This window comes from Aquiflexum gelatinilyticum (genome assembly GCF_024813435.1).
Lineage (GTDB): Bacteria > Bacteroidota > Bacteroidia > Cytophagales > Cyclobacteriaceae > Cognataquiflexum > Cognataquiflexum gelatinilyticum.
Genome location: NZ_JANAEZ010000002.1, coordinates 785,112 through 802,823 on the forward strand (window position 1 = coordinate 785,112; position 17,712 = coordinate 802,823).

16 protein-coding genes are annotated in these 17,712 nt (G+C 39.1%); 10 read left to right on the plus strand and 6 right to left on the minus strand.

What is annotated here, in order from left to right:
• Positions 1–135: 135 nt before the first annotated feature.
• The 3 genes from lon (at position 136) to NK987_RS07915 (ending at position 5,063) form a co-directional block, all read left to right on the plus strand.
• Entirely contained in the window at positions 136–2,625 is a 2,490-nt protein-coding gene (gene lon, locus NK987_RS07905) for an endopeptidase La (protein ID WP_259263399.1), read from the plus strand.
• A gap of 189 nt (positions 2,626–2,814) precedes the next feature.
• Positions 2,815–4,218 (plus strand): ATP-dependent protease ATPase subunit HslU, encoded by a 1,404-nt coding sequence (hslU, locus tag NK987_RS07910; RefSeq protein ID WP_259263431.1) that lies wholly within the window; start codon positions 2,815–2,817, stop codon positions 4,216–4,218.
• A 107-nt stretch (positions 4,219–4,325) separates the two neighbouring features.
• Positions 4,326–5,063 (plus strand): SDR family NAD(P)-dependent oxidoreductase, encoded by a 738-nt coding sequence (locus NK987_RS07915; protein ID WP_259263400.1) that lies wholly within the window; start codon positions 4,326–4,328, stop codon positions 5,061–5,063.
• Positions 5,064–5,089: 26 nt separating this feature from the next.
• Here NK987_RS07915 and NK987_RS07920 read toward each other — a convergent pair whose 3' ends face one another.
• Positions 5,090–5,578: a SixA phosphatase family protein gene (locus tag NK987_RS07920; protein WP_259263401.1), complete on the minus strand. Its 489-nt coding sequence runs from the start codon at positions 5,576–5,578 to the stop codon at positions 5,090–5,092.
• Positions 5,579–5,667: 89 nt separating this feature from the next.
• On the opposite strand from NK987_RS07920, the gene NK987_RS07925 reads away from it, so the two are divergent.
• On the plus strand, positions 5,668–5,859 hold the full coding sequence (locus NK987_RS07925) for a cold-shock protein (protein WP_113926186.1): 192 nt from the start codon (positions 5,668–5,670) through the stop codon (positions 5,857–5,859).
• 58 nt (positions 5,860–5,917) lie between these two features.
• Here the strand turns inward: NK987_RS07925 and cdaA are convergent, their stop codons facing one another.
• On the minus strand, positions 5,918–6,787 hold the full coding sequence (gene cdaA, locus NK987_RS07930) for a diadenylate cyclase CdaA (RefSeq protein ID WP_258425277.1): 870 nt from the start codon (positions 6,785–6,787) through the stop codon (positions 5,918–5,920).
• Positions 6,784–7,668, minus strand: a complete 885-nt coding sequence (gene folP / locus NK987_RS07935; RefSeq protein WP_259263402.1) for a dihydropteroate synthase — start codon at positions 7,666–7,668, stop codon at positions 6,784–6,786. Before folP ends, cdaA begins: the two co-directional genes overlap by 4 nt.
• Positions 7,669–7,684: 16 nt before the next feature.
• On the opposite strand from folP, the gene NK987_RS07940 reads away from it, so the two are divergent.
• Genes NK987_RS07940 through NK987_RS07950 form a run of 3 tightly spaced genes read left to right on the plus strand, consistent with a single transcriptional unit; the run spans position 7,685 to position 9,850 of the window.
• Entirely contained in the window at positions 7,685–8,230 is a 546-nt protein-coding gene (locus NK987_RS07940; RefSeq protein ID WP_258425279.1) for a DUF1599 domain-containing protein, read from the plus strand.
• Positions 8,223–9,323, plus strand: a complete 1,101-nt coding sequence (locus NK987_RS07945) for a BT_3928 family protein (RefSeq protein ID WP_259263403.1) — start codon at positions 8,223–8,225, stop codon at positions 9,321–9,323. The genes NK987_RS07940 and NK987_RS07945 overlap by 8 nt, the downstream gene beginning before the upstream one ends.
• Positions 9,320–9,850 (plus strand): shikimate kinase, encoded by a 531-nt coding sequence (locus NK987_RS07950; RefSeq protein ID WP_259263404.1) that lies wholly within the window; start codon positions 9,320–9,322, stop codon positions 9,848–9,850. Before NK987_RS07945 ends, NK987_RS07950 begins: the two co-directional genes overlap by 4 nt.
• Here NK987_RS07950 and NK987_RS07955 read toward each other — a convergent pair.
• Together NK987_RS07955 and NK987_RS07960 are read right to left on the minus strand one after the other, a co-directional pair.
• Positions 9,840–11,360, minus strand: coding sequence for an OmpP1/FadL family transporter (locus NK987_RS07955; RefSeq protein ID WP_259263405.1), 1,521 nt, complete (start codon positions 11,358–11,360; stop codon positions 9,840–9,842). The genes NK987_RS07950 and NK987_RS07955 overlap by 11 nt on opposite strands.
• A gap of 88 nt (positions 11,361–11,448) precedes the next feature.
• The gene (locus NK987_RS07960) at positions 11,449–12,783 is read right to left on the minus strand and encodes a hypothetical protein (RefSeq protein ID WP_258425283.1); all 1,335 of its coding nucleotides are present in this window, start codon (positions 12,781–12,783) and stop codon (positions 11,449–11,451) included.
• Positions 12,784–12,909: 126 nt separating this feature from the next.
• On the opposite strand from NK987_RS07960, the gene proS reads away from it, so the two are divergent.
• From proS to floA, 3 genes are all read left to right on the plus strand, one after another.
• The gene (proS, locus tag NK987_RS07965) at positions 12,910–14,391 is read left to right on the plus strand and encodes a proline--tRNA ligase (protein ID WP_259263406.1); all 1,482 of its coding nucleotides are present in this window, start codon (positions 12,910–12,912) and stop codon (positions 14,389–14,391) included.
• Between the two features lie 119 nt (positions 14,392–14,510).
• A complete protein-coding gene (locus NK987_RS07970; RefSeq protein WP_259263407.1) occupies positions 14,511–14,972 on the plus strand; it encodes an NfeD family protein in 462 nt (153 codons plus the stop codon).
• A 3-nt stretch (positions 14,973–14,975) separates the two neighbouring features.
• Complete coding sequence (gene floA / locus NK987_RS07975) at positions 14,976–15,992, plus strand: flotillin-like protein FloA (RefSeq protein WP_241127918.1); 1,017 nt, start codon at positions 14,976–14,978, stop codon at positions 15,990–15,992.
• An 80-nt stretch (positions 15,993–16,072) separates the two neighbouring features.
• Here the strand turns inward: floA and NK987_RS07980 are convergent, their stop codons facing one another.
• Positions 16,073–17,647, minus strand: a complete 1,575-nt coding sequence (locus NK987_RS07980; protein ID WP_259263408.1) for a WG repeat-containing protein — start codon at positions 17,645–17,647, stop codon at positions 16,073–16,075.
• Between the last annotated feature and the right edge of the window lie 65 nt (positions 17,648–17,712).

Consider the following 17,712-nt stretch of genomic DNA (forward strand, 5'->3'; position numbering starts at 1 on the left):
TACTTATTAACCTGCCAATTTGTACTTAAAATATCCTTGGCATGTTCATTGATTTTATTTGAAGAACCTTCTTAAATTGAGGGTTCTTCTTTATTTTATTATTTACTTGACAGCTTGTCTGTCATATTGTCCTTTATGAAGAATTTTGAAAACCAATTATACCAATCGATGATAACAGGTGATTATGCCGGAGAAGGCGATTTAATTCAGCTGATTGCTGACGATGAAGACGAAAGCCTACAGCAGCCGGAAAATTTTTCTACTGATATCCCGATTCTTTCTGTTCGCAATACTGTCTTGTTTCCCGGGGTAGTCATCCCGATTACCGTCGGTAGGCAGCGCTCTATAAAATTGGTCAAAAAGGCTCAAAAAGGGGACAAACTTATTGGAGTTTGCGCCCAAATCAATGCCCAAAACGACGATCCATCTTGGGAGGATATTTACCATGTAGGTACTTTGGCCAAGATCATCAAAATGATCATTCTTCCTGATGGCAATACTACCATTATTATCCAAGGAAAAAAGAGGTTTCGCATCACCGAAACCGTCACTGAGGATCCATATTTTATGGCCAAAGTTGAATACCTTGAGGAGAATTTTCCAAAAAACAGCAAGAAAATAAAGGCATTGGAGGAATCACTGAAAGATTCCGCCGCCAAGATTTTACACCTCAATCCTGAGATTCCAAGGGAGGCTCAAGTGGCTTTGGACAATATTGACAATACCGCCTTCCTCACTCATTTTCTTTCCTCTAATATCAATGCGCCTGTTGAGGCAAAGCAAAAATTACTTGAAATCAACGATGGCGTAGAGAGGGCCACGCTCTTGTTGGAGTTTATGATGAAGGACATCCAAATGCTCGAACTCAAAAGCGAGATTCAAAAGAAGGTCCATACAGACATCGACCAACAGCAGCGGGATTATTTTCTCCGACAGCAGATGAAAGTTCTTCAAACCGAGTTGGGTGAAGAAGGACCTGAAAAGGAAGTGGAAGAACTCCGTGCCAAAGGATTGCTTAAGAAGTGGCCAAAGGAAGTTGCCAGACATTTTGAAAAGGAACTTGACAAAATCCTGAGAATCAATCCCTCTGCGGCTGAATATCCGATCGCTTTGAATTATGCAGAAACATTAGTGGAACTCCCATGGAATGAAACTACAGAGGATAACTTTGACCTCAAAAGGGCAAAGGCTATTTTGGATAAAGACCATCACGGTATCGAAAAAGTCAAAGATAGGATTATCGAATACCTTGCCGTTCTCAAATTGAAGAAAGACCTTAAGGGACCGATTTTGTGCCTTTATGGACCTCCGGGAGTTGGTAAGACTTCTTTGGGTAAGTCCATCGCTACGGCGCTGGGAAGGAAATATATCAGGATGTCACTTGGCGGATTGCATGATGAAGCCGAAATCCGCGGACATAGAAAAACCTATGTTGGCGCTATGCCGGGAAAAATTATTCAGAACATGAAAAAAGTCAAATATTCCAATCCTGTATATGTATTGGATGAAATTGACAAATTAAGTTCAGATTTCAGGGGAGATCCATCTTCTGCTTTTTTGGAAGTTTTGGATCCCGAGCAAAACAGCACTTTCGTAGACAATTATTTGGAAGTGGAGTATGACCTATCCAAAGTTTTATTTATTGCCACAGCCAACTCCCTTGATACCATTCAGCCTGCACTCCGGGATAGAATGGAGATCATAGAAGTAACAGGATATACCCTAGATGAGAAAATTGAAATCGCTAAAAAACACCTTATTCCCAAGCAAAGACAGGAACATGGTCTCAAAGCAAAAGATATATCATTTGATAGGGCAGCGATCTCAAAAATCATAGAGGATTATACCCGGGAATCGGGTGTAAGAAATCTCGAAAGAGCCATTGGCAAAGTGGTCAGAAACCTGGCAAAATCTATTGCCATTGAGGAGGAATATGACAAGAAAATCACACCCGAAATGGTAAGGAAAATTCTTGGTGGAGAAATTTTCGACAAAGAAATGTACCAAGATAACAGTACTGCAGGTGTAGTGACTGGCTTGGCTTGGACATCCGTAGGCGGGGAAATACTCTTTGTAGAAACTTCCCTAAGTAAAGGAAAGGGAAAATTGACACTTTCAGGTCAATTGGGAGAAGTGATGAAAGAATCTGGAATGACAGCACTTTCATACCTCAAATCCAAGGCTGATAAATTGGGAATTGATGACCGTTTGTTTGATTATTATGATCTTCATATACACGTTCCTGCGGGAGCAGTTCCTAAGGACGGGCCTTCTGCGGGTATTACCATGCTGACAGCAATGGCTTCCATTTTTACCCAAAGGAAAGTGAAATCCAAAGTGGCTATGACAGGAGAGATCACTCTTCGAGGCAAAGTTATGCCCGTGGGTGGGATCAAAGAAAAAATCCTTGCGGCAAAAAGAGCGGGAATAAAGGAAATCATCCTCTGCAAAAATAACAAAAGAGACATCGATGAAATTGACAAGGAGTATATCAAAGGCGTAGACTTTCACTTTGTAGACAAAGTGGAGGAAGTGCTTGAGATAGCTTTGATGAAATCCAAAGTGGATGATCCAATGATATTTTCTTTCCCAAAAGAATCTGAAAACAGCAGGCAAATAGCATGAGGTGATTTTAAGCTGAAGAAATTTGGCTGATATTTTCTAAACCCCTTTTTTGGAAGGCATGCATCATACAAATCATCCAAAAGCCAAGCGTTCTTACCATTTCAGAATGTTTTGCAAAGTACCCTGTGGATCAAATGTTTTCAGTATCCACCAAATTAAATGAATGGAGAACGTTTTAACGTCAACAATATGAGAAATGATTTTAGTGATTTGACTCCAAAACAGATTGTTGTGGAGCTTGATAAATACATTATAGGGCAGCACGATGCCAAACGAAACGTAGCGATTGCCCTTAGAAATAGAATAAGGCGAATGAATGTGAAGGGAGATATTCAAAAAGATATTGTCCCCAATAACATCCTTCTGATAGGATCTACAGGCGTTGGTAAAACAGAGATTGCAAGGAGATTAGCAAAAATCGCAAATGCTCCATTTACCAAGGTGGAGGCATCTAAATTTACAGAAGTTGGGTATGTAGGGAGAGATGTGGAAAGTATGGTCCGTGATCTTGTAGAGCAATCCGTCCATTTGGTAAGAGAAAAGAAAAATGAAGAGGTAAAGGGTAAAGCAGCAGAAGCTGTAGATGAAGCAATTCTTGATATTCTGATCCCACCGGTAAAAACCGCAGGCTTTGTACGTCCTTCCACCTCTATTTCAATAGATTTTAATCCGGAGCAGTCTCCTGACGATGAGTTGAATGAAAGAACGCGAGACCGATTCCGGGAAAAACTGAAAAATGGAGAACTCGAAGACCGCAAGGTAGAAATCAATGTTAAGCAAAGTCCTCCTGTTGGAATCGGAATGATAGGCAACGGTATGATGGATGATGCAAGCATGGCCGGAATTCAGGATATGATCAGCGGGATGATGCCAAAGAAAACCAAAAAAAGAAAGGTTACCATAGGCGAAGCTCGAAAAATCCTGATGGAAGAGGAAACCTCAAAATTGGTAGATTTTGATGAGGTTAAGGAAGAAGCGCTGCGTTTAGCAGAAAATAATGGGATTATATTCATCGATGAAATAGATAAGATCGCTTCAAAAAGTGGAAAAGGTGGATCAGGACCTGATGTTAGCCGCGAAGGTGTACAGCGTGATTTGCTGCCGATAGTAGAAGGAAGTGCTGTAAATACCAAGTATGGAATCATCAATACAGATCATGTTTTGTTTATAGCTGCAGGAGCTTTTCATGTTGCAAAACCATCGGATTTAATTCCGGAGTTGCAGGGAAGATTTCCTATAAGGGTAGAATTAAACAGCTTGACTGAGAATGATTTCTACAGAATTTTGAAAGAGCCTAAGAATGCCTTGACCAAGCAATATCAAGCGTTGTTTGAGTCAGAGGAAGTCTATCTTGACTTCAATGATGACGCAATCCGTGAGATTGCCAAACTGGCTTTTCAGATCAATGAGGAAGTGGAAAACATTGGGGCAAGAAGGCTCCATACCGTCATGAGTCACTTGCTTAACGATTTCCTTTTTGAAGTTCCTGATACCATAGAGGCAAATTCAAAAATCATGATTACCCAAGAAATGGTACAAGAAAGATTGACTTCTTTGGTCAAAAACAGAGACCTTTCACAGTATATCTTGTAAATAGATTATCTAAATCTCAATTTCAAAACTCCAGACTCCAAAGCATTTCTCTGTTGATGTCTGGAGTTTTTTTTATGTATAATTTCTAAAATCAATATCTTTGAATCATGTCAAAAGGATCACTTTTTATAATTACCGGTACTAGTAAAGGTATTGGCGAGGCTCTGGTGAGGCAGGTCCTTCAAAAAAATCCATCCCTTGTCATAGGTATTGCCCGAACCAAATCTCAAGTATCCCATTCAAATTACCGCCATGTGATCTGTGATCTGGGGGATTTAAAGAATCTGGAAAGCAAACTTGATGATATCTTCCCCAAAGGGGATTTTGATCAAATAGTGATGATCAACAATGCAGGTATAATTGGTGATATTGCGCATCTGGGCAAATTGGGAAGCCAAAGTATCCGTCAGATTTTCGAGATCAATACGATTGCACCGGCCATTTTGATGAATGCCTTTGTTAAGAAATATGCGCTATTGGAGGAAGTGAAAAAAATCGTCGTAAATATAAGTTCAGGTGCGGCATCAAAGGCAATTGATGGATGGGCAGGTTATTCGGCTTCCAAAGCTGCCTTGAATATGTTGACCCAAACAGCCCAAAATGAAACAGACCTTGATCGCAATGGAATTCGATTTTTTGCAGTGGCTCCGGGAGTGGTGGATACCGCTATGCAACATCAAATAAGGAATTCTTCTGCTGCTGATTTTTCTTCACTGCCAAAATTCTTATCGCTTAAAGAAAATTTGAAATTGAGTAGTCCGGAATTTGCGGCTGAAAAAATACTGTACCTGATAGAAAATACAGATAAATTTGAGGGGGTGATTCAGGACGTTAGAGAATTTTAATTTTTTAAGGGCCTTTTTTGCAAAGATCAATCCTTTTTTGGAAAGTCAAAAAACCAGAATTTTGCATTTTTTGAATTGATTTCATCCCAGTTTTTTATATCGAATTTTAACCCAAATTGCCCCGCAGTCGGAAGGTTATCAATTTCACCGCCAAATTTCCAAATCAAATCATTTAAACCGGGGTTATGGCCCACTAAGAATAAAGTCTTGACTTCATCTCGGGTTTTTTTGATTTCTGACAATAATTGATTCACTGAGCAATGGTATAAATCTTTCTTGAAATCTATCTTTTTTGGTGAAAAATCCAGATATTCTGCGGTAATGATGGCAGTTGCTTTTGCCCTTTCAGCATCTGAAGAAATGATGGCATCGGGGTAGATTTTTTCTTTATTTAACCTCTTTGCCATCTTTGGGGCATCTTTAAGTCCCCTCTCAGCAAGTGGTCTGTCGTGGTCATTTAGAAAGGGATCATCCCAAGAAGATTTGGCATGCCTGATAATTACAAGCTTTTTCATATGGCCAATTTAGCAAAATAAATTTTTGTTTTGTCATCTAGTATATTTACATTTAAAGGACATTTAACCACAAAATTCTAAAATTTATCATGCTTACCGGAACAGTAAAATTCTACAACGATGCAAAAGGATTCGGCTTTATCGTTGATGACGAGTCTCAAAATGATGTATTTGTCCATGCCACAGGACTTGTGGACAAAGTAGCCCAAAATGACAAAGTAACCTATGATGTTAAAGATGGCAAAAAAGGCCTAAATGCAATTAACGTAAAAAAATTATAGAAGTAGCTTTGCTTTGAAGTATAAAAAAAGGACTAAAATGAAATTTTTAGCCCTTTTTTTATGCACTTGTTGGAGTGACTTTCTTAAGCTTTGTTCTTTCGAATACTGAAATTGATTCAAATTTTTCATCAATATCTACTCCTGAAAGATAATCATTGATCAATTCCCGTAATTCTTGAAAAGAAAGGTTGTGGAGTATTTTTCCGTTTTTCGCCAAAGAAACCTGTCCTGTTTCTTCTGAAATGATCAATACCAAAGTGTCAGTTGCTTCTGACATGCCTATACCGGCACGGTGCCTCAGACCAAACTGGGCCGGTACTTCCCTTTCTGTCACAGGAAGGATACACCTTGCAGCTTTTACCTTTCCATTATAGATGATTACTGCTCCATCATGCAATGGGCTATATTTATTGAATATTGAAATCAGAAGTCGTTTTGAAATCTGTGCATCCAGAATATCTCCGCTTTCAGCATAAAACTTCAATTCGGTATTGCTAGACAAAACCATCAAAGCACCGGTATTTGTACCTGAGAGACTTTTTGATGCCTCGATTATTGGATTAATGTTAAATGCATGACTTTCTCTTTTTTTCCAAAAGAGCAATTCCTGAAAGAAATTTTCATTGGATAGGAAAGAAGACCTGCCTATTATCAAAAGAAATTTACGGATTTCCGGAGCAAATATGATGATTGCGGCGATCACACCTACTCCCATAAATTGGCCCAAGATAATCGAAAGGAGTTCCATCCTCAGAGCACTTACCATGAGATAAATCAAATATATGGATAAGAAGCCAAGGAAAATTTTGATCGCCACGCTACCTCTCAAGAGTTTGTAAACCTGATATATAAGGATACTCACCAATGTGATATCTATGATATTCACAATGGATATTTCTAAAAATCCTATTTTGAAAAGTAATGTCAAGGGTAAATTTCTTTATATAATTTGATGGTTTCTTTTGCTTCTTTCACGTCATGAACTCTCAAAATGTTTGCTCCGTTTATCAGGGCGGCCATATTCAAGGCAGTTGTTCCATTTAGTGCATCTTCAGCCGTAACTCCAAGGATTTTTTGAATCATGGATTTCCTTGATACCCCAACCATTATCGGAGCTTGAATTCTTTTAAAATAAGCCAAATTTTTGAGAATCCAATAGTTTTGTTCCAAAGTTTTGGCAAATCCAAATCCAGGGTCAATCCATACATCTTTAATGCCAGCTTTCTTGCATAGGTTCAGTTTATTAGAAAAATAATGCATTATTTCTGATAAAATATCCTCGTAATCAGTTTTTGTTTGCATCGTCTTTGGGTTGCCCTTCATATGCATGGCTATGTAGGGGACATTTAACTTTCCGACTAGCTCAATCATTGAAGGATCAAGTTCTCCGGCGGAAATATCATTGACAAAATCTGCGCCTGCAGCAACTGCCTCTTCGGCAACTTTTGACCTGAAAGTATCTATTGAAATTAGGATGTCGGGAAATTCCCTTTTGATTTTTTCAATCGTAGAAATGGTTCTTTTCAATTCTTCGTCAATTGAAATATCCTCAGCCATTGGCCTGCTTGAGTAGCCACCGATATCTAAAATGTCTACACCTTCGAAAATCATCCTTTCTGAAACTTTCAAAAAACCTTCTTTTGATGTAAGTAACCTGCTGTTTTCAAAAAAGGAATCGTGAGTCACATTTAATATTCCCATAATCCAGGGTCTATCCAAAACCAATAGCTTTCCTTTGGAACAGAATGTTATTTTTGTGGGAAATAATATATCTTCGGAGGCGGAAGTCAGTTGAAAATCAGAAATCATTAAAATCGGAAATACTTTGAAAACGCAAACTGTCAGCGAATATAATCAAGTTATCGGCCATTGTAAAGAACTCTTTAAGAAGAAAACCCAAGATTATGGGACAGCATGGAGAATCCTTCGGCTTCCTTCCATCACGGATCAGATTTTCATAAAAGCGCAAAGAATTAGATCGATTCAGGAAAAAGGGAACCAAAAAGTCAATGATCCGATTGCAGATGAGTTTGTCGGGATTATTAATTATTGCATTATCGCTTTGATTCAGATTTCTTACCAAAATGACACACGTCTTGAGATCCCATTTAGTGAACTTGAACCATTTTATGACCATTGGGTTGAGGCTACCAGAAGTTTATTGGAAGACAAGAACCATGATTATGGAGAGGCCTGGAGAGACATGAGAGTAGCGTCCATGACTGATATTATTTTGATGAAACTCTACAGGGTAAAGCAAATCGAGGACAATCAGGGAAAGACTTTGGTTTCAGAAGGAATTGAAGCCAATTATCAGGATATGATCAATTATTGTGTTTTCTGTTTAATTAAATTGAATTATCATGCTTAAGCAAACCATGCTATATATTATCAGGTTCTTGGTAGGAGGGCTGTTCATTTTTTCAGGATTGATCAAAGTTAATGACCCGGTAGGCACCGCCATTAAATTGGAGGAATACTTTGATGTGTTTTCCAATGATATTGCCTCATTCTTCTCTATTTTTAAAGATTATGCATTAGAAATAGCAGTTTTTTTGGTTGTAGCGGAAGTTGTACTGGGTGTGATGCTAATTCTTGGAGTGAGGTTAAAGCTTACCGTTTGGGCATTAGGAATCATGCTTTTGTTTTTCACCTTCCTTACTTTTTATTCAGCCTACTTCAACAAAGTTACCGACTGTGGATGCTTTGGAGACGCTATTAAGCTGACACCTTGGGAGTCATTTACCAAGGATGTGATTTTATTGGTGCTGATAGGAATCCTGTTTTTTTTCAAAAATGATCTTTCAAATCAGAGTCCAAATTGGGCCAAATGGGTGGTTAGGTCTAGTTTGCTCCTTTCTTTTGTTTTGGCCATTACTGCCATCAGAAATTTACCTTTTATTGATTTTAGAGCTTATAAAGAAGGTGTCGATATCACGACAGCAATGAAGCCTTCAGCCCCTTTGCAGTATAATTATATCATGAAAAAGGATGGAAAGGAGGTAGTTCTAGACCAATATCCAACCGATGAATCTTATGAGTTTGTGGACATGGTTTTGGTAAATGAAGATGCGTTGCCTAAGATTTCAGATTTTGCTGTTTGGAATGAAGAAGGTGATTTTACCGAAGGTATTTTGACGGGCAATAAAGCGGTGATTTTTGTGACATTCATGGCCAAAATGAATACAGATCATCTTGGGAAAATTGATGAAATGATAAATGGTCTTCAGGGAAGCGGCATCACGCCGGTTTTGGTTGCAGCCTCTTCAGTAGATGAAATCGAAGCATTAATTTCTTCCCGGAACTGGGGAATAGAAGGTTATCAGGGAGATGCCACAGTTATCAAAACCATCATGCGTTCCAATCCCGGGATTATGCTGATTCGGGAAGGTGTGGTACTCAAGAAATACCATTACAGGAATACACCTAGTCCTGATGAGATAAAAAGTCTTTTTGCCCAATGAAATCACCATTGAAAATTGTATTGGTAGGAATGCCCGGTTCAGGAAAATCTACCTTTGGAAGACAGATTGCTAAGCAACTTAATTTCACATTTATTGATTTAGACCAGCTGATCGAAAAGGAAACCGGAAAGAAAATAAGAGAAATTTTTACTTTGGAAGGAGAAGGAAAATTTAGGGAGTACGAGACTTTTTTTTTGGAAAAAACTTTAGCTTCTGAAGACGGGCTTGTTCTATCAACAGGTGGGGGAACTCCCTGTTTTAATGACAATATGGAGGTCATTAACCAAAAAGGTGTTTCGGTTTATTTAGATGTTAGTTTGGAAGAGATCAATAAAAGATTATTGAGGGATCAAACAGGAAAGAGACCCATGTTTGCCGGATTAGATGAGGGGGAAATCACTTTAAAATTGAAAAATCTTATTCTTCAGCGCGAATTTTATTACTTAAAATCAAAAATAATACTCAGCGGAGAAGATATTTCCACTGATCACTTGTTATCAGCATTAATGGGATTTTTTAAAAATTGAAACCAAATGTCAGGATTCCGGAAGTGATGTTGTTTCTGATTTCGGTAAAGGGGCCTATATTGAATCCACCCTCCTCCACAGGAAAAGAATTGTAGAGTTGATCAAAATTGGTTGAAGTCAAAGCAAAATCAACGTACATGGCTTGTAACCTTACACCAAGTCCTCCTGAATACTGTTGGGTTCTTCTGTCAAAACTACTGTTAACAAAAGGATCTCCATAAAACCCGTACCCGCCTCTTACTCTCCAAATGTCAAATCTGAATTCACCTCCGACTCTGTAATTCAAAGTTTGGCCAAACAATGCACGGATTTGTTGATTATCAGCACCTGCATTGAAGTCTCTTGAATTTATTCTGCTTTTACTGTAGTCAAGATAGTCGATATCTGCAGTAATAAAGCCGCTTTTTCCCAAGAAAATTGTCGCCCCTCCACTCAACCTCAAAGGTGTATTTAGGTTATAATTGCCAATGGTGATTGGAGATGAGGCTTCTTCTCTGGTTAGTGTTATGTTTTCATCTTCAAAGAAAAAATTGTCAAAATTATTGACCATCCTAGCCTCATATTGTTCATTGAAATTATACCAAGTTGGAGATTGGAAATTGACCCCTAAGTTTAGCTGGTCTATTGGCTTGAATATTATTCCAAGGTTGATATTGGCACCAAAACCACTCATGGTGAGTCTTTCATCTATTGTGGAATTCAATAAAGGTTCATCAAAAAATTCTTCTCTATAATTCTTTCTTGAACTGTATCTTACTGACGATAAGCCCAATCCGCCACCAATAAAGAATTTGTTGAGGAAGTTTGCTCCATAAGAAATGGATGTTTGACTTATTCTTCCATCAGTGATTACTGTTTCATCCTGAAAAGGAAAGCCTAAAACAAATGAATCATATTGGCTAGGGTTGTTTATAGGATTTCCGTTGGAATCGAAGGCTATGGGATTGATGAGGAAAGTCTGATAAGCCAATCCTGTTAGTCCAAAATTTTCAATTTGACTTTCCGGTATTCCATTTGCCTGCTGAAGAAAGAAATCAATTATGGAAACATCTCCTTCAATATCTGAAAAATAGCCGAATTGGCTATTGAAATGATTCATTCTATTGAAGCTGATACCAAATGATCCACCTTTAAATGCATTGGTATTTAAAGCTCCCTGTCTAGGATTGCTGATGACCAAACTCAAATTAGGAATAGAAAAATTTCCCGTACGGTCATCTTGGATTTGACCCAAATAATTGGATTCTGTATTCCATGTTCCAAAAGCTGATGAGAAACTAAACTCTGACCTTCTGAAAAATCCGAGTCCTGCAGGATTGGTGTGGATATTTGAAATATCGCCACCCAGAGACATTTGAGCTCCTCCTAAACCAATTATTCTGGCTGAGCCTGTTGATCTAAACTGGCTGAATCTAAGTGCATCTTCATAATATCCAAACTGGGCTAGTACCGTAGAAGTACCTAAAAAAACCATAAAAATTCCTAGCAATAAATGTTTTTTCGAAATCATATAAGGAATATGGAAATTTGACTTAGGGTATTAAACAAGAGAAGATTTAAAATTTCAACTTCATTAAGGCTCTATAAAAAAAGGGGAATTATCTTCCCCCTCTGCCTCCTCTAGAACCACCGGAGCTCATTCCGCCTCCTCGACTTGCTCCTCCCATACTGCTTCCACCGCTTCTACTTGGTGAACTGAACGAAGGAGATGAACTTCGACTTGGGGCTGACATACTGCCACCCCTTGATGGAGCTGACATACTTCCACCTCTCGATGGTGTTGTAGATCTATTATTATTCATTGTGTTACCTCTGTTGTAAGAAGGGTTTGCACCTCTGTTTGTATTTGTTGTTCCTCTGTTGTTGAAACTTGGAGAGGTGGTGCCACCTCTATTGACAGTTCCGTTTGACATTCCGGAATTGCCCCTGGAGTTATAAGTTGGGCGGGCATTGTCAATCCCGGTCCTATTACTTGGTCTTGTTGCTGCGGCTGATCCTACATTTCTATTTCCGGTAGCTGCGGAATTAGCAACCCTACTTCTTGAGCTATTGTAGTAATCATTTTGTGATCTACCAAAATCCCTTCCGGCAGTCCTATTGCTAGCTCCGACAGACCTGTCAGGACTTACAGCATCTCTTCTGGCTGATCTTGCAGTAGATGGATAATTTGTTCCTGGTCTGTTCCCCACTGAAGCCATACCGGAGTCTCTACCGGGTCTACCCCCTCTTACTACTTGACGGCCGTTTTCACCGCCCCAATTTCCTCCGCCCCATCCTGGAGCTCCCCATCCCCATCCTGGCATACCCCATCCTGGTCGTCCCCAACCCCACATTCCGCCACCCATCCATGGGTTCATCCAAGGATTCATCCATGGGTTACCCCACATTCCTCCCATTCCCCATCCGATTCCCATATTCCATCCCCACATTGAGTTCCATCCCATTCCCCACATTGGCATTCCCCATCCCATTCCCATACCCCACATCGGAGCACCGAAACCCATGCCGAATCCAACATTTACGTTAAGTCCAGTGTTCCATCCTGCCCCATTCACTCCCGCACCTGAACCGTAGAAATTATTATAAACATTTACATTTGGATTTGATTCTTGTACCTCATTGTCGTCAAAATATACCTCACCGGTATTTTGGGATGCGTTCTGAGATTGATATTTGGCTATATATTCGGGATTTACATTTCTTGCTGAAAAATTTTCTTGCTCAAATTCAGCCGGATTTACAGTGTTTAATTCTCTGAAACTCTCCGGATTATTATTTGAAACTGCAAACTGGGTGGCTACCTTGACATCTGAAGCCATAAAGTATAGATCGTCGGTTTCTCTACCCCTTGTTGCTGTTTGACTAGTGCTGCAAGAAGAGAGGATAAGAACTGTACCTGCTCCAAGGATCAATATTTTGTTAAGATTTTTCATTTGTTTGGCTTTTACTAATTACCGTTATATACGAGTCATATAAGAGAGGGTTATCATTTTTTGGATTATATTTGCCCCCTACAGTAATTAGCGAAGATAATTAGATTTTTGAAATCAAAAAACACTATGAGTAAAGGATTGCCAAAAAGGAGTGAAGACTACTCTCTGTGGTACAATGAATTAGTAAAACGGGCTGATTTGGCTGAAAATTCCCCTGTAAGAGGTTGTATGGTTATCAAACCATATGGGTATTCTATCTGGGAAAAAATGCAGGCAGAGCTCGATAGAATGTTTAAGGAAACAGGGCATACAAATGCTTACTTCCCTCTTTTCATTCCAAAATCTTACCTTTCCAAAGAAGCCAGCCACATTGAAGGATTTGCAAAAGAATGCGCGGTAGTGACCCATTACCGACTCAAAAACTCTGAGGATGGAAAAAGTGTGATCGTCGATCCGGAAGCCAAGTTGGAAGAAGAATTGATAGTCAGACCCACCTCTGAAACTGTGATTTGGAGTACTTATAAAAATTGGATACAATCCTATCGGGACCTGCCGCTGTTGGTAAATCAATGGGCAAATGTGGTCCGATGGGAAATGAGAACCAGGTTGTTTTTAAGGACAACTGAATTTTTGTGGCAAGAGGGACACACTGCACATGCTACAAAGGCAGAGGCAATTGAGGAAACTGTTAAAATGATGAATGTTTATGCAGAATTTGCAGAATCATTTATGGCCCTTCCCGTTGTAAAAGGAGTAAAAAGTGCCAATGAAAGATTTGCAGGAGCTGAGGACACTTATTGCATTGAGGCATTGATGCAGGATGGTAAAGCCCTGCAAGCGGGAACTTCCCATTTTCTTGGTCAAAATTTTGCCAAAGCTTTTGATGTCAAATTTGCAACAAAAGAAGGAGGACTAGAATATGTTTGGGGAACATCCTGGGGAGCAAGTACCCGATTGATGGGTGCTTTGATAATGGCGCATTCGGATGACAACGGATTGGTTCTTCCGCCAAAGCTTGCACCAAACCAAGTAGTCATTGTTCCGATATATAAAGGTGAGGAGGAATTAGATAAGATTTCTGCTAAAGCCAAAGAAATCATCGGTAAACTTAGGAGGAAAGGCATTTCCGTACATTTTGACAACCGAGACACACATAAGCCAGGATGGAAATTTGCTGAATATGAACTCAAAGGTGTTCCACTCAGGATAGCTATGGGACCTAGGGATTTGGAAAACAATACAATAGAACTGGCAAGACGTGATACCCTTACCAAAGAAACCGTAAATCTTGGAGAAATAGTATTGGAGGATTATATCAGTAACTTGCTTGATGATATCCAAGAAACCATCTACAAAAAAGCATTCAATTTTAGAGAACAGATGACCACTGAGGTCAATTCATGGTCTGAATTTGAAGAATTATTGGAGTCCAAAGGTGGATTTCTATCTGCCCACTGGGATGGTACTTCTGAAACAGAAGAAAAAATCAAAGAACTAACCAAAGCGACTATCAGATGTATTCCCATAGACAGAAAGGAAGAAAAAGGGAAATGCATCCTTACCGGAAATCCTTCCCAAGGTAGAGTTTACTTTGCAAGAGCCTATTGATAAATGTAAAACCTTAAAGGTGCCTTCTCATTTTGATGGGAAGGCATTTTTTTTGCTTTAATTTTATTTTCGATTTTTCTCGATCAAAAAACTGACTAATTTCAAGGAAAATAAAAGAAATGGTTTGGTTTATCTTAAGTACGCTCCTCCTGATTGGATTGATCTTGGTGATCGCTGAAATCCTTTTTGTCCCCGGAACTACAATTGTGGGAATCATCGGTGTTTTTGTGACTGCAGTGGGGATTTATTACGCCTTTGTGACTTTTGACAGGCAAGTAGCGAGTATGGTTTTGGTGGCTTCCCTTGTTCTTAATTTTGGGGCATTGATCTATGGCTTCCGTACAGGAGCCTGGAAGAAATTTGCACTTAAAAGCGCAATCAAAAGCAGGGCATTTGATGACCGGCTCAAAGGCTTGGAAGTAGGAATGAAAGGAATCACTATTTCTGATGTCAAACCAATTGGAAAAGCTGAAATCGGTGAAGGGATTTATGAGGTCAAATCAGAATCAGGTTTTATTTCGGTAGGCACCTCAGTTTTTATCACTAAATTGGAAAACAATACAATCATCATTAAATCATAATTTATGGACATGTCAAATTCGGCCATTATTTTGTTTACAGCATTTGCCGCGCTGATATTGCTTTTTGTGTTTTTATACTTTATCCCTGTCAATTTATGGATAACAGCCATTTTCTCAAATGTTAAAGTGGGGATCGGAGAGTTGATAGGAATGAGAATCAGGAAAGTGCCTCCCGGAGTTATTGTCAATTCGTTGATTACAGCCACTAAAGCAGGGCTTGACCTGACAACAAACGACCTCGAAACACATTACCTTGCCGGTGGCAATGTACCAAATGTAATCCGGGCACTGATTTCCGCCGATAAAGCAAATATTACATTGACATTCAAACAAGCTACCGCAATTGATCTTGCAGGAAGGGATGTTTTTGAAGCTGTACAGATTTCTGTAAATCCTAAGGTCATCAATACGCCAAATGTGGCTGCAGTGGCTGCGGACGGAATTCAGCTGATTGCCAAAGCAAGGGTGACAGTAAGGGCTAATATTGCCCAGCTTGTAGGTGGTGCCGGAGAGGAAACCATTTTGGCAAGAGTAGGAGAGGGTATTGTAACCTCAATAGGTTCTTCTTTGAACCATAAGAGTGTGCTGGAAAACCCTGACAAAATATCAAAATTAGTGCTTCAAAGAGGCTTGGATGCAGGAACAGCATTTGAAATCCTTTCAATAGACATTGCGGATATTGATGTCGGAACCAATATCGGAGCCAAGTTGCAGATTGACCAGGCTTCTGCTGACCTAAAAGTAGCAGAAGCTAAAGCGGAAGAGAGACGTGCTATGGCAGTTGCATTGGAGCAGGAAATGAAAGCAAGAACGGTTGAGATGAGGGCTCTTGTAATCGCTGCTGAAGCAGAGATCCCCAAAGCTATTTCTGAGGCATTCAGAAGCGGCAATCTTGGTGTCATGGATTATTATAAAATGGAAAACATCAAATCTGATACTGAAATGAGGTCTTCAATAGCTGGTACTGATGTCGCAAGCGGCACCGAAGGGGGTAGAGGAAAACAAGGAGACAAGAAATAATAATATTTTAAATAAAAAAGGCCTGATCCGATTTCAAATTCGGGTCAGGCCTTTTCATTGCCAATAATCTAAGGTTTGGTTCATGTACCCTTTTTCTTTTTGTTATTAATGTTTTCGATGGGTTCTAGGGGCGCAAATTGATAGTCATCTTCAGCCAGAATTTGATTGGTGCCGACATCGAATACTATACTTTTATAATAAACGGGGAGGATATAGTCGCCATTTTCATCCAAAATCCCATATTTATCCCCAAGCCTTACCAAGATTTTATTTAAATCTTCTCTTCTAAGTTCTTCAAATTTTGGTTCCACTATTTCTTTTCCTTCAGGTGAAATCAAACCAAACTTTTCATCATTTTCAGTAATAAAATAACTGTCGGCAGCCAATGAAATCCTGTCGAAAGTTTTTTCTAAAATTGGGAGACCGTCCTTGCCAACCAATAAGTACCTGCCTTCACGCTTAACAATAGCTTTTCCTTTATTGAAATCTGAAACATGCTCATATTCTGCCTCTAAGATTATAGTACCTTTGTTGTCAATATAGCCCCAATTCCCATTGAGCATGAATGCAGCGATTCCTTCTTTGAACTTCCTAACTTCTTCAAAGCGGTTTTCAACTACCCAGTTTCCTGATTTATCGATGAAACCAAAAGCACCGGATTTTTTTGCCGGGTAAAGGCTTTCACTTCCCTGAAGGATCAAATCAACTTCCGAAATGGGGGAAACTTCCCATCCATTAGGTCCTAAAAGACCCACTTTATTATCTCTCAGCCAAACATTGTAATGCTTTGACCCAACATCCGAAACTTTTTCCATCCCAACTTGATCCAAAAGAATCCCATCATTATCCATTACTCTCCGCAGCTTTCCGTGAATATATTCCAAAAGCATTCCGTCCTCAAGTGTAATTTTATGGTATGATGTATATTTGATATCTGCCCTTTCTTCAAGGCATCTGACAAGCATGTATTGTTTTCCATCAAATGCATAAAAATAATCACCTTCAAGATAGACCATATGGTCTATAATAGGATCTAAAATGTAATCACCATCTCTGTTTATCAATCCGTATCCCGTACTTTCTTTTGAAATCAAGAAACTTTCATTTACCTCTTGAAGATGTTCATATTGCTTATCAGGAGTTTCGGAAATAGGTAACAAATAGTAACCCTCAGGATTCTTAGCGATTACCTGGCCGTTCATTGCCAATTTTGCTTCGAGAAAAACCCCTAAATATTCGGTTTTTCTTGAGGAATGATAATAAATCCAAAATTCATTTCCTTTTCTGGCAAGCAGCCTGGTATACAAAATCTGAATTTCATCATATTCAGTAGCAAAAATTTCTTCACCATATTCATGAAATGCTCCTTTTCCGTTGGGGCTTTCCACGACTATCCAAGGTTGTTCGTATTTGTATACAGAAATTGCCTTTAAGTCTACAAATGGCTTATATTCCTTGCTTAGCAGTTTAAGTTGGTTGTTGGAAGTGCTTATCCTTACAGATTCTCCCAAAATACTGATTTGGTCAAATTCAATTCTCGACTTTAGTTTAAGGTTTTGGTCAAAAACTTCATAGGTCTGGGATTTTACTGTTTCCGCAGTGATTGTTACAAAAATGAGATAAAGAGGTACTGTCCAATAAATTTTAAGCTTCATAAATCTAGAAATTGACGAAGGTAAAATAAATGGATTGAATCTGTAATTCAAGATAGTGCGGGGAA

Coding starts and splice junctions, on each gene's coding strand:
- lon (WP_259263399.1), top strand. CDS start 136: ATGAAGAATTTTGAAAACCAATTATACCAATCGATGATAACAGGTGAT.
- hslU (WP_259263431.1), top strand. CDS start 2,815: ATGAGAAATGATTTTAGTGATTTGACTCCAAAACAGATTGTTGTGGAG.
- NK987_RS07915 (WP_259263400.1), top strand. CDS start 4,326: ATGTCAAAAGGATCACTTTTTATAATTACCGGTACTAGTAAAGGTATT.
- NK987_RS07920 (WP_259263401.1), bottom strand. CDS start 5,578: ATGAAAAAGCTTGTAATTATCAGGCATGCCAAATCTTCTTGGGATGAT.
- NK987_RS07925 (WP_113926186.1), top strand. CDS start 5,668: ATGCTTACCGGAACAGTAAAATTCTACAACGATGCAAAAGGATTCGGC.
- folP (WP_259263402.1), bottom strand. CDS start 7,668: ATGATTTCTGATTTTCAACTGACTTCCGCCTCCGAAGATATATTATTT.
- NK987_RS07945 (WP_259263403.1), top strand. CDS start 8,223: ATGCTTAAGCAAACCATGCTATATATTATCAGGTTCTTGGTAGGAGGG.
- NK987_RS07950 (WP_259263404.1), top strand. CDS start 9,320: ATGAAATCACCATTGAAAATTGTATTGGTAGGAATGCCCGGTTCAGGA.
- NK987_RS07955 (WP_259263405.1), bottom strand. CDS start 11,360: ATGATTTCGAAAAAACATTTATTGCTAGGAATTTTTATGGTTTTTTTA.
- NK987_RS07960 (WP_258425283.1), bottom strand. CDS start 12,783: ATGAAAAATCTTAACAAAATATTGATCCTTGGAGCAGGTACAGTTCTT.
- proS (WP_259263406.1), top strand. CDS start 12,910: ATGAGTAAAGGATTGCCAAAAAGGAGTGAAGACTACTCTCTGTGGTAC.
- NK987_RS07970 (WP_259263407.1), top strand. CDS start 14,511: ATGGTTTGGTTTATCTTAAGTACGCTCCTCCTGATTGGATTGATCTTG.
- floA (WP_241127918.1), top strand. CDS start 14,976: ATGGACATGTCAAATTCGGCCATTATTTTGTTTACAGCATTTGCCGCG.
- NK987_RS07980 (WP_259263408.1), bottom strand. CDS start 17,647: ATGAAGCTTAAAATTTATTGGACAGTACCTCTTTATCTCATTTTTGTA.